This is a genomic window from Candidatus Frackibacter sp. WG13 (assembly GCF_900114655.1).
Taxonomy (GTDB): Bacteria; Bacillota; Halanaerobiia; order Halobacteroidales; family Acetohalobiaceae; genus Frackibacter.
Window position 1 is genome coordinate 51,036 of record NZ_FOTT01000017.1, and the last position, 11,498, is coordinate 62,533.

Below are 11,498 nucleotides of genomic sequence, written 5' to 3' on the forward strand. Positions count from 1 at the left end.
TCACAAAAAGATAAAGATAATTATGGTTATTTCTTCAATAATAAAAATAAAAGGGACGAAAATTGATTCTATGATGAATCATTATTAGATTGCTGATTATCTTGTTGATTTAGAGCCTTCGCTATTTGAACCTTGGCCATTATCTTCAGCTGAGATTATCTTTTTTTCATCCAAGAAAGTAAAGATTAACCCAGCACTTATTATTCCAATTCCTGCTCCTCCAAAGAACATAACTCTTTCGCTTATTCTATTTAATAGACTAAAAGTAGGAGGACCAAAGGCAACACCGATAAACCTAACACTTCCATATAACGATGTAATTCCTCCTCGCTCTTCACTAGGGGCAGAACTAGTGACTAATGTATTAACTGATGGTAAGATTAAGCCACTACCAACTCCAAGAAGAGAAAGTATACTAATATATAGATAAAGATTACGAATAAAAGGCAATAAAGTCAAGATAATAGCATTAATAGTTAATCCTAAAGCAAGAGCATGTTTAAAATATTTGCCTTTGTTCTTTAGATAAACCCCTGTAAAATACGATGTAGTAGACATAAAGGAGATAGGAATTGCAATTACTAAACCTTTAATTAAACCTTTAACATTATATCTCGTTTCTAGAATATCAGATAGATAAGATAGTACTCCAAAGAGCAAGAAGAGAACGACCATCCCACCTAATAGACTGAATAATAAAGAGACACCTCTTTTTTTAAAGATCTCTTTAATATTACCCAAATATTCATTAATAGACTGTTGTTTAATATTATCTTCAGGTTCTTCAGCCAAGAACCAGATAGCAGCAGTAATCGGAATAGCTAAAAAAGCATAAGAAAAGAAGAGAGCATACCAAGAGATTAAAGCAATAGCTGCACCTAAAATAGGACTTAAAATCTTGCCTAATCCATTGGCTGATTCAATAATTCCTAGGGCTTCACTTCGTTGATTAGAAGTGAAGATATCACCGACTAAAGCCATAATAATTGGGGCTGTGCCTGCTCCACCAATTCCTTGAATTACTCGACTAACTAAGATGACTTTATAAGCTTTTTCACCTAAAAATATTGCTGCTAAACCAGCAATTAATCCTCCAAAACCATAAAGAATCAAAGATGGTATAACTATCTTTTTACGGCCGATTCGGTCAGATAGATAGCCTAAGAAAGGAATCGCTATTCCAGCTGAAGCAGAAAAGAGCGTAATTAAGAGTCCAACTTGAAATTGATTTATATTTAAAGCAGATTTAATTTTGGGGAATTCGGGAATTAACATAGAGTTACCTAAAACCATTAAAAACGGAACAGATGCAAATGCTGCTAGCATTTTTTTATATTTGTTGTCCATTAACTTAAATCCTCCTGATCACTATAATTAACTCCGTATCCACCTTTTGGAAAGTGCCACTCAATATTATTATGAGGGCATCCATAAGGACAAGCTAAACATTCAATACATCTAGTATATGAAACTTTAATTTGATTACTTTCTTCATCCCATGCAAAGACACGTGTAGGGCAGTAGTAAGTGCAAGGTTTATTTTCACATGCTTTTAGACAAGTCTTTCTATTCTTAATATCAATATGTGACTCATCATCTGGTTTAATCTTAATATAATCAAATGGAGATTCTTCAGCTTTTAAAAAGTTAGACATTAAAAGATCCCCCAATCTTGAATACCATAGTAAAGGTCAGTAAGTGTTTTTTTAGTAGGTTGCATACCAAAGATTTCATCTTTAATCTTTTTCATCTTAGTTTCAGATGCTTCAATACCAACTGTAAAGAAGCGATAAGCAGCATCATTAGCAGCTTTTGTTAATAAGAAATCAGCGTCAGGATGTTCTTTATAATATTGTTTTGAATTTTTACTCTTCTTAATACTCTTCATAAAGAAACTATCCATAATTCTTTTCTTATATCCTTTTAACACTTTAGCAGTATAATCTTGGGCAGCTCTAGCTTGAGCTATAGTTTCAGCAGCATAGAGCCCAGACAACATTGCTATATCAGTTCCGCGTCTTCCACTAACCATCATTGCTGCATCACCAGCTACTAGGATACCATCATCATAAAGAGTAGGGATACTTTCATAACCACCTTTAGGAATGATATGTGACTTATAAGCAATAGGTTTAGCATCGCTAATTAATCTTTTGATTAACGGGTGTTCTTTAAATCGTGTAAGTAGTTGATAAGGACTAACTCCTTTACTATTAATTTGATTTAAATAACCACCGACGATTATTGAAATTGAGTCTTGATTAGTCCATAGACCGCCTTTGCCCACTACACTAGCAGTTGGATAACCAATCATACCAATATTACTTCCTTCACCTGGTTCTAGATTAAAACGAGATTCAATCTTTTTAGCTGGGAGGGCTAGTTCTTCTTTAACATAGAGAGTTAGACTCGATGCTTCGATACTTCCTCTTAATCCAGCCTTTTGAGTTAGGTTTGCACTTGCTCCTTCAGCTAATAATACTACATCAGCATAGATAACTTCTCCATTATCTAATTTTACCCCATCAACCTTCTTTTTAAGCAAGCCAATTTTTTCATAAACTAAGTCTACTGCTAAAGTTTCAGTCATAAGTTTTGCTCCAGCTTTTACTGCTTGATTAGCGAACCAAGGGTCAAACTTACTTCTAATAGCTGAAAATTTGTTATATGGCTCTTCATTAAACTTTAAACCGGTAAAACCTGCTTTAACAGCAGAAGTTCTATCCATTAACCATAATTCATCAGTGATTATCGTTCTTTCAAGAGGAGCTTCTTTCCAAAAACCAGGAATGATTTTAGCAGTTGGCTTTCGATAAATGCTTCCACCAAACATATTTTTGCTTCCAGGCTTTTTTCCTCTTTCAATAAGGGCTACTGATAGGTTATTTTGTGCTAAGAGAAGTGCTGCTGTTGAGCCAGCTGGTCCTGCACCAACAATGACTACATTATAACGATCATTTCCCATATTTTTCTCCCCTTCAATTAGGTTACTTAATACAACTTTAGTTTTAACGATTATTAATATTTTATTCTCAGTTGTGTATGATATCTCTAAAAAGAGTTTAAAATAAGATTGACAAGTTTTATGAGGTGATAATAATGAATAAGAAGTTATTAATTGCTTATTTGAATTGGTTTTATACTTTAGAATTAGAACAAGTTACTCTCTATAAAGAGCAGGCTAGAGCAAGTAATGATGATTATATTAAAGAAGTTCTTAAGCATTTAGCGGCAATAGAGCAACGACATGTTGAAAATATTAGTAATAGTCTTAAAAGATTAGGAACAAACCCTAGCAAAGTTGGAGAGATCATTGGACCAATTTTTGGTAAACCATTTAGTGAACTGACGACTATGTTTGGTACAGTTAATCTATTTAGGGTTAATATTTTATTGGAGACGCGAGCAACTCGAGATTATCAAAATTTAATTGAACGAGTTGATGATAAAGAATTATTAAATGTTTTAATAGAAAATTCAATTGAAGAAGACCTACATCGTAGTTGGTTTATTGAACAGAAGCGTCAGTTAAACAAGCAAAAGCAGTCAAGAAAGAATTAATCAATAGTTTAGTCGGGTAGGTGAAGATGATGATTAATCCAGATGATAGGATTTCTACACGTCAATTATATATTATGGTAATTAGTATCTTAATCGGTGTTAATACATTGATTATACCGCGATTAATGACTAGTGTAGCAGGGGTAGATGGTTGGATTTTACCGATTACTAGTGGTATCGTAGTCATTATAAATATGTATTTACTAATAAGAATAAATTCAGCATTCCCTAATTTGACTTTTATCGAATATAGTGAAATAATTTTAGGTAAATTTATAGGTAAAATACTGAGTTTAGGATTATTATTATACTTTTTATTCTTAACTTCAATTAATATTAGACTATTTAGTTCAGCTATTAAGCCATTTTTAATACCTCAGACTCCAATTGAAGTATTATTACTCTCGACTTTAATAATGCCCACTTATCTAATCAGACATGGAGTCGAACCAATAGCTAGATTTAATGAATATATTACAATTCCAGCTTTGGCTTCATTAGCTATGCCTTTATTTCTAATAATCTCTATACCATATTTTGACCTTGGCAAGTTATTGCCCTTCTTTAGTAGTGGGATTTATAAGATTGCTCAAGGTTCGTTAATTGGTTATGGTGCTTCAGCATTTTTAGGTTTAGGAATGATGTATTTATTATATCCTTATATTAAATCATCAGAAAGAGATAATATTTATTCATCAGTAATCATGGGCATTATAACAGTTATTGTGATCTTTGTTCTCTTTATAATCATGACTATAGCAGCCGTTGGAGCTGTAGAATTAAGTTATATGACTTGGCCAATAATTAGTATTTTAGGGTCTATAGAAGTTCCGGTAGTAGAAAGAGTAGGTAGCCTCTTTATTGCTATTTGGGCTACAATATCTTTCACTACTACGTTAGTCTTAACTTTTGTTGGTAATGGCTTAGGTTTAGCCCATTTTTTAAATTACAGAGAATTTAAACATTTAATCTTACCTGGCATGGTGCCGCCTTACTTTCTAGCTTTGTTGCCAGGAACTATAGATGAAGTTTTAAAAGTAATGTATTATATAAATTATATTGGAAAGTTCTACTTGATTTTTTTACCACTAATCTTATTTGTAGTCTTTAAAATAAGAAATTTAGATAAATATGGGAGAAAATCAAACAAAAAAGAACAATAATCATAAAAAACTTTAAAAAGCAAGGTTATTATTATATAATTGAATTGGCAAATATATAACGCACATAAGTAATTAAGACTCTTGTATAATTAATTATTGACGCTCAAAAAATTGGCGTTAAATATGCTTGAAATTTAATTATAAAATTTGCTTAACTATAGATTAACAAATAACATATAATATTTTGGGAGTTGATTTTATTGCACGGTTATTATGGATCAGTTAATTCGGGATGGATAGAAGTGATTACTGGAGTGATGTATGCTGGTAAAAGTAATGAACTAATCAGAAGAATTGAAAGGGCAGTTATTGCTAAGCAAAGGGTTGTTGTCTTCAAACCAGATATTGATGATCGATATAGTGAAACAGAAGTTGTAGCACATAATGGAAATAAGATCGAAGCTAAAATTGTAAAACGCGCAGGTAAGATTAAAGAGAAGATCAAAGAATTAGACAAAAAGCCAGATGTAATTGCAATTGATGAGGGTCAATTTTTTGATAATGGCTTAATTGAATTAGTAGAAGATTTAGCTAATCAAGGATATCGAGTAATTGTAGCTGGATTAGATATGGATTTCGCTGGACGGGGGTTTGGTCCTATGCCTGAATTAATGGCAAGAGCAGAATATGTTACAAAGTTACATGCGGTTTGTGTAAAATGTTCGAATCCAGCTACTCGGAACCAACGTTTAATTAATGGGGAGCCGGCTAGTATTAATGACCCAGTAATAGTAGTCGGAGCAGATGAGAAATATGAAGCTAGATGTAGAAATTGTCATCAAATTAAAGCATAATTTTTTAGATTAATATCTTTGAATTAAGTCTTTGGAAGTGATATAATTTACTGCAAAAGGAGTGATTAGTATTGGAAAAACCAGTTCGGTTTGGTGAGAGTGGCGAGGAGATGTTTGGTGTTTTGCATATTCCAGAATGTAAAACTAGCTATCCCAAACCAGCAGTAATCTTTTGTCATGGTTTCAAAGGAGATAAGGTCGGACCACATAGACTTTTTGTAAAAATGGCGAGAAGATTAGCTAAGAATGGGATTTTAGTTTTTAGGTTTGATTACCGTGGTTGTGGAGAAAGTTTAGGACGATTTGTAGATACTACAATCTCTAGTCAAATAGATGATACTTTAACTGCTATTAATTTTGTAAGCCAATTAAAGAGAGTAAACTCTTCACAGTTAGGTTTATTAGGTTTAAGTTTGGGAGGGGCAGTTGCTTCTTGTGCTGCAGCTAGGTCAAAACAAATTAAAGCTTTAGTCTTATGGTCAGCGGTAGCAGATATTCAAAAAGTATTTTTAAGTCAACGACCAGAAGATGGTTCTTTAGAACAGATTAATGAAAAAGGATATATAGACTTAGAAGGATTTAGGTTAGGAAAAGAATTTGTTATGGAAGTTAACCAGATAAATCCATTGACAGAGATTAAAGAATACAAAGATTTAGTTTTTTTAGCACATGGAAGTGAAGATGAAGTTGTACCTATAGAAAATATTGAAAGTTATTATGATACTGTAATAACTAAAAAATGTCAAAAGCATATAGTTGTAGGGGCAGACCATACATATAATAGTTATGAATGGGAAAAGGAAGTTATGGAAAAGACACAGCAATGGTTAATTGAAAACTTATAGCGAATTATTGAAAATTGTGAGGTGAGTAATAATTAAATCTAAAGCAGAGATTAAGGATATATTAGATATATTAGCAGATAAGTATCCGAATCCAGAAACTGAATTAAATTATGAGACACCTTTTCAACTCTTAATTGCTACTATTTTATCGGCTCAATCTACTGATAAACAGGTAAATAAGGTAACAATTAAGTTATTTGAAAGATATAGAGAGCCAAAAGACTTTATCGATATGACTATTGAAGAATTAGCAAAGAAGATTCAAGGGGTTGGATTATATCGTAATAAAGCTAAATATATAATTGATACGTGTCATAAATTAGTAGAAGAATATGATTCTCAAGTCCCAACAACTCGCAAAGAATTAATGAGGTTATCTGGAGTAGGAAGAAAGACTGCTAATGTAGTTCTAAGCTGTGCTTTTGGTCATAATGCGATAGCTGTAGACACTCACGTCTTTAGAGTAGCGAATCGATTAGGAATAGCTAGTAGTAAGACGGTAGAAAAGACAGAAAAAGATTTAATGGAGAAGGTTCCAAAGAATTTATGGTCTGCTGCTCATCATTGGTTTATCTTTCATGGGCGAGAAGTCTGTAAAGCTAGAAAGCCTCGTTGTGAAGAGTGTTCATTACAAAAGCTATGTGACTATTACTTACAAACTTAAGTTAGGAGTTGGAGAAAAGGGATGGATGATTTTTCTGTAGAAGGACAGGTTACTGAAGCTGAGGTATTGGAGCTATATGGCTATCAGTCAGTAGATGAAGTCAGTACTAAAATTCGTGAATCTGTTAATAAAATGATTGCTAAGGGCGAAGAATTAGCGGAGTATAGAGCTACTAATTGTGTAATAGACAATATAGAAATAGATGATGATAAAGGAATAATTATATTTAATGATTCTTATCAGTCAGATTCTTCTTATCTAGCTAGTAAATTAAAAGGAGCTACTCAAGCCACTATAGGGCTAGTTAGTATAGGTTATGAAATAGAAGAGCAAATTAATGAATATTTTGCTGAAAACAACTATTTGGCTGCTACAATCTTAGATTTAGTAGGCAATCGATTATTGGATAAATTGACTAAAGAAGTATGGCATATTGTACGGAGTAGTAGTTTAGCAATGGATTTAGGAGTCAGTGGTTACTATAGTCCTGGGGAAGGTGATTGGGATCTAAAGTCTCAAGAATACTTATTTGACTTAGTAGATGGTAAGAAGATAGATGTTAACCTTACTAATAGTTATGCTTTAGTTCCACAGAAATCACTTTTGTTTATTATAGGACAGGGGCCGGACCTAGATATTGAGGATTATGATCCTTGCTCAGATTGTACTAATGAAGAATGTCAATTTAAAAAGAATAGATAATTCACGAGTTGTCATTTAGTTGGTAGATAAAACTAAGAACTTCAGCTACTACTTGATAAAGTTCGTTAGGTATTTCTTTACCTAGGTCTAGTTGGATTAGATTTTCTATTAAATCTTTATCTTCATAGATGGGAATATCGTTCTCTTTTGCTTTAGTAATAATTTTTTTAGCAATTTCATGATCACCTTTGGCTATTATTTGTGGTGCTTCATTAGTTTCTGAATCATACTTTAAAGCAACAGCTCTTTCTTTTATTGTATTTTTATTCTTATTTTTAGGTTTTGAATCATTCATTAGAATTTCCTCCTTTAAATAGTGAAGTCAATATTATGCAATATATCTTTAAAGTTAAGTGAATTAGTGTTTAAAATTTTTTCTTCTAAATCATTTTCAAAATCTAAATTAGGTTCAGCTTCAGCAGGCAATATTGAATAATTTATGGTTTTTATTTTATAACCTAAATCTATGATTTTGCTCTTTAAAGTTGAAATTTCTTCTTTAAATCTATTTAGTACTTTTTCGGATTTAGTCTTAATATTAATCATTAATTTTTGATTATTAAAGTTTAGTTCTACATTTATTAGTCCTAAATTTTCAGTCTCTAGTTTTAACACCAATTTCAAACTATTATTTTTATGATTAGAATCTTTCTCTTTTCGTTGATTATAAATAGTTAAATGTCCGGTAGTTAAATCATTTTCATTAATTTGTAAAGGTAACTGTAAATAAAGGAAATTAGTGTCATAACTTTCATTTTGATGCATAATTAATTTTTGACTGGTTAAATTATATGTAGCCTTATTAATGATGTGGTTTAATAAGGGGTTGTCACTGCTTTTAAGAGTATACAGAAATCCTTTTAATTTCGAATTTGGTTTAAAATTATTATTTAATAAGTTTTTTTCTAGATCTAATCCCAGATTTGATATTTTAGTCTTAAGTTCTTGAGTACTAAATTTATTATTATTCGGCTTTAGGATAAAACTATTTAACTTATGCAAACTTTTTTGCGAAATTTGTTTTTCTTCCATTATATTTTGAAGATTATTAGCAATATTAGGTTTAGTTATTAGAAAGTTTGTTAATAATTTAATATTGGAAGTAGAAATATTGAGATTTGTTCTTTTCAAAAGAACAATCGACTGAATAATAGAATTTAATTTTTTCTGTTCATTATTAGTTAAAGAATTAATATATAATAATAGATCTTTATCGAGAGGTAATTGATATTTGATGAACTTTTGAATGAGTTCTTGGTTCAATTTATTTATTGGCAAATTTAGCTTTTGAAGAATATCACTTATAGTTTTAGAGTTTGAAGTTTGGGTACTAGAATTAGAATATAATTTATGGGGTGCATTATTGATTAGTTTTTGTAATTTTTTTAGGGATTTAGAATCTAAACTTGATAATAAGATATTATTTGGAATTTTCATGATATCACCTCATAACTTATAATTTCATATATTTTAAAAATTCTTGGTTAATTATCATTAATCCTTTAATAAAAAATATTATTTGTTGGAATTATAAAGGAATATTTTAGTATTTTGTCGAAGTAATATGAAAGAAAGTATTATTTAAGAATTTAAAGTAAAATATAATCTAAGAAGTAATCAGGAGTTGATGTCTGGATGTTCTTATTAGGAGATTGCCGAATAAGTGATTGTGAAATGAAGAATTTGTTAATTCTATTAGGTAAGTTAGTTATTAATAATTATCCAGTAATAATTTTAGAATATAATCATCAATTATCTACAGAATTAAAAGAATTAATGACTACAGTAATTAATAATTTACAAATTTGTAGTCAGCTTGAAAATAAAATATGTGATTTACAAACCAAATTAGATGTTGATTTAGAGGATGAAATTTTGGACCAAAAACTAGAATTCTATACAAATTCTCTTTCGTTAAAAAGTAAAAGGTTAAAAGAATTACAAGTGGATAATTATCAACTCTTAGCTGAGATTGGAGAAAAAGTTTTCGGAAGAAGGATATTAAGTGAAAGAAATGAATTTACTAATATTTATTTAGAGTTAGAAGAACTCATAGAAAAGGGTGGATGTATTAAGGATATTAAAATGAGTTACAAGAATAAAGAAGTGACTAATCAATATTCAAAAAACAAATTAAACTATATTAATCTTTAAAAAGGTTGTATAGAGCTTATTTAATTAAATTAATGCAAAAATTATAAATACATATACTAACTATTTAAAAGAAGAGCATGATATTATGTTCTTCTTTTATTTTTTAGCTTGAAAGATAAACAGGAAAAGTAATAAAGTTTATAGAATACTACTATCTGATGGTTAAATAGCGAGATATTAGGAGTGATTGCAGTTGTTATTTTATGAAGGAACTAAACAGAAGCAATTAGGATTATTTAATAAAAAGAATGCATCTAAAAGAAGATTTAGTGAATTAAGTGAGATCAAGAAAATTGCATCAAATTGTAAAAGGTGTAGCCTGCATGAAAAATGTAATCGATTAGTCTTTGGTGCTGGAAATCCTAAGGCAGGTTTAATGTTTGTAGGAGAAGGTCCTGGTAAAACTGAAGATGAAAAAGGTATCCCCTTTGTTGGTAAAGCTGGACAATTATTTAATAAAATATTAGAGGCTGCAGATATTAATAGGACAGATGTCTATATTAGTAATGTAGTTAAATGTAGACCGCCTAATAATCGAAATCCTAAAATTAAGGAAATGAAAAGTTGTTTATGGTTTTTAGCTCAAGAAATTAAAGTAGTTCAACCAACTATTATTGTCCCTTTAGGGTCAGTAGCATTAAAAGGTTTGATAAATCCACAAGGTAGTATTACAAGATTACGAGGCAAATGGATAGAAAGATCAGGCTATTATTTTTTGCCTACGTTTCATCCAGCAGCATTACTGCATAATGAAAGTAGGAAAAAGCCTACATGGCATGATTTTTTAAAAATAAAGAAAGCATATGAGCGTTATCTTGAATTAAAATCAAAAGGTGAGTGGTGATATTAAATTTTCTCTTGACAAGTTTGAAGTGATTTGCTATAATATTTAATGTCGCTTAAATAATTGACAGTTGACTATTGACAATTTTAAAATCAAAAGATTGAAGATAGTTGTCAAGAGTTGTTGTCAATTATAAATTGTTAGCGTGAGCGAGAGAAAAAACATTTTGAATTCTCTCTTGACACGTTTCTAAATATTTGTTACACTATTACTTGTCGCTTGAGCAGTTGACGATTGACAATTGACAATTGACAATTTTAAATTCAAAAGATTTAAAGATAGTTGTCAAGAGTTGTTGTTAATTATAAATTGTTAGCGTGAGTGAGAGAAAAAACATTTTGAATTTTTTTCTTGACAAGTTCCGAAAGTTTTGTTACACTGTTAATTGTCGCTTGAAGAAATGCGACAGATTATAACTTGTCTAGCAAAATTATTTTTAAGTTTTTCTTGACAAGCTTTCGATGACATGATAGAATGATAAATGTCGCTGAAAAAGTGACAGCAAAATTTAAAGTTCATTTTAACAAGTCAAATCATTAAATCTTCATTTATATATTGATGATTTTGATTAACAAAAAAGTTGGTCTTTGAAAACTAAACATTGTCTGTACACATGAACGTCAATGCAAATGAGTAATCTTAAGAGTCAGTTAAACTCGCGATTAAATCTGCTTTGCAGATTAATCATATATTTTATTTGGAGAGTTTGATCCTGGCTCAGGACGAACGCTGGCGGCGTGCTTAACACATGCAAGTTGTGCGAGAAAGCTA

Annotated in this window: 13 protein-coding genes and 1 rRNA gene; 9 read left to right on the forward strand and 5 right to left on the reverse strand. The window is 30.6% G+C overall.

Annotated features, from left to right (window positions below; all coding sequences use genetic code 11):
• Positions 1-96: 96 nt before the first annotated feature.
• The 3 genes from BM077_RS09655 to BM077_RS09665 are packed head-to-tail and all read right to left on the reverse strand — an operon-like array spanning position 97 to position 2,965.
• Positions 97-1,347 carry an MFS transporter gene (locus BM077_RS09655; protein WP_089749713.1) on the reverse strand — a complete coding sequence of 417 codons (1,251 nt, stop codon included), beginning with the start codon at positions 1,345-1,347 and terminating at the stop codon, positions 97-99.
• Positions 1,347-1,655, reverse strand: coding sequence for a ferredoxin family protein (locus tag BM077_RS09660; RefSeq protein WP_089749711.1), 309 nt, complete (start codon positions 1,653-1,655; stop codon positions 1,347-1,349). Before BM077_RS09660 ends, BM077_RS09655 begins: the two co-directional genes overlap by 1 nt.
• Entirely contained in the window at positions 1,655-2,965 is a 1,311-nt protein-coding gene (locus tag BM077_RS09665) for an FAD-dependent oxidoreductase (RefSeq protein ID WP_089749709.1), read from the reverse strand. The genes BM077_RS09660 and BM077_RS09665 overlap by 1 nt, the downstream gene beginning before the upstream one ends.
• A gap of 134 nt (positions 2,966-3,099) precedes the next feature.
• Here BM077_RS09665 and BM077_RS09670 point away from each other — a divergent pair, with 134 nt between their 5' ends.
• From BM077_RS09670 to BM077_RS09695, 6 genes are all read left to right on the forward strand, one after another.
• Positions 3,100-3,561: a demethoxyubiquinone hydroxylase family protein gene (locus BM077_RS09670; protein ID WP_089749706.1), complete on the forward strand. Its 462-nt coding sequence runs from the start codon at positions 3,100-3,102 to the stop codon at positions 3,559-3,561.
• A gap of 29 nt (positions 3,562-3,590) precedes the next feature.
• Positions 3,591-4,724 carry a GerAB/ArcD/ProY family transporter gene (locus BM077_RS09675; protein WP_176941685.1) on the forward strand — a complete coding sequence of 378 codons (1,134 nt, stop codon included), beginning with the start codon at positions 3,591-3,593 and terminating at the stop codon, positions 4,722-4,724.
• A 200-nt stretch (positions 4,725-4,924) separates the two neighbouring features.
• On the forward strand, positions 4,925-5,518 hold the full coding sequence (locus BM077_RS09680; RefSeq protein ID WP_089749702.1) for a thymidine kinase: 594 nt from the start codon (positions 4,925-4,927) through the stop codon (positions 5,516-5,518).
• 71 nt (positions 5,519-5,589) lie between these two features.
• Positions 5,590-6,363, forward strand: coding sequence for an alpha/beta hydrolase (locus BM077_RS09685; protein WP_089749701.1), 774 nt, complete (start codon positions 5,590-5,592; stop codon positions 6,361-6,363).
• 49 nt (positions 6,364-6,412) lie between these two features.
• Positions 6,413-7,027, forward strand: coding sequence for an endonuclease III (nth, locus tag BM077_RS09690; RefSeq protein WP_320409901.1), 615 nt, complete (start codon positions 6,413-6,415; stop codon positions 7,025-7,027).
• Between the two features lie 21 nt (positions 7,028-7,048).
• Complete coding sequence (locus BM077_RS09695; protein WP_089749697.1) at positions 7,049-7,729, forward strand: hypothetical protein; 681 nt, start codon at positions 7,049-7,051, stop codon at positions 7,727-7,729.
• A gap of 1 nt (position 7,730) precedes the next feature.
• Here BM077_RS09695 and BM077_RS09700 read toward each other — a convergent pair whose 3' ends face one another.
• Positions 7,731-8,024, reverse strand: a complete 294-nt coding sequence (locus BM077_RS09700) for an EscU/YscU/HrcU family type III secretion system export apparatus switch protein (RefSeq protein ID WP_089749696.1) — start codon at positions 8,022-8,024, stop codon at positions 7,731-7,733.
• Positions 8,025-8,038: 14 nt separating this feature from the next.
• Entirely contained in the window at positions 8,039-9,166 is a 1,128-nt protein-coding gene (locus tag BM077_RS09705) for a flagellar hook-length control protein FliK (RefSeq protein WP_089749693.1), read from the reverse strand.
• Positions 9,167-9,364: 198 nt separating this feature from the next.
• On the opposite strand from BM077_RS09705, the gene BM077_RS09710 reads away from it, so the two are divergent.
• The 3 genes from BM077_RS09710 to BM077_RS09720 all read left to right on the forward strand — a co-directional run.
• Positions 9,365-9,883, forward strand: coding sequence for a hypothetical protein (locus BM077_RS09710; protein WP_090003516.1), 519 nt, complete (start codon positions 9,365-9,367; stop codon positions 9,881-9,883).
• A gap of 193 nt (positions 9,884-10,076) precedes the next feature.
• Entirely contained in the window at positions 10,077-10,727 is a 651-nt protein-coding gene (locus BM077_RS09715) for a uracil-DNA glycosylase (protein WP_089749689.1), read from the forward strand.
• Between the two features lie 694 nt (positions 10,728-11,421).
• A 16S ribosomal RNA gene (locus BM077_RS09720) occupies positions 11,422-11,498 on the forward strand; the annotation flags it as partial.

Bases quoted from the DNA above. Each gene is read 5' to 3' on its own strand.
- BM077_RS09700 (WP_089749696.1), bottom strand. From the start codon at position 8,024: ATGAATGATTCAAAACCTAAAAATAAGAATAAAAATACAATAAAAGAA.
- BM077_RS09675 (WP_176941685.1), top strand. From the start codon at position 3,591: ATGATTAATCCAGATGATAGGATTTCTACACGTCAATTATATATTATG.
- BM077_RS09660 (WP_089749711.1), bottom strand. From the start codon at position 1,655: ATGTCTAACTTTTTAAAAGCTGAAGAATCTCCATTTGATTATATTAAG.
- BM077_RS09665 (WP_089749709.1), bottom strand. From the start codon at position 2,965: ATGGGAAATGATCGTTATAATGTAGTCATTGTTGGTGCAGGACCAGCT.
- BM077_RS09655 (WP_089749713.1), bottom strand. From the start codon at position 1,347: ATGGACAACAAATATAAAAAAATGCTAGCAGCATTTGCATCTGTTCCG.
- BM077_RS09705 (WP_089749693.1), bottom strand. From the start codon at position 9,166: ATGAAAATTCCAAATAATATCTTATTATCAAGTTTAGATTCTAAATCC.
- BM077_RS09710 (WP_090003516.1), top strand. From the start codon at position 9,365: ATGTTCTTATTAGGAGATTGCCGAATAAGTGATTGTGAAATGAAGAAT.
- BM077_RS09670 (WP_089749706.1), top strand. From the start codon at position 3,100: ATGAATAAGAAGTTATTAATTGCTTATTTGAATTGGTTTTATACTTTA.
- BM077_RS09695 (WP_089749697.1), top strand. From the start codon at position 7,049: ATGGATGATTTTTCTGTAGAAGGACAGGTTACTGAAGCTGAGGTATTG.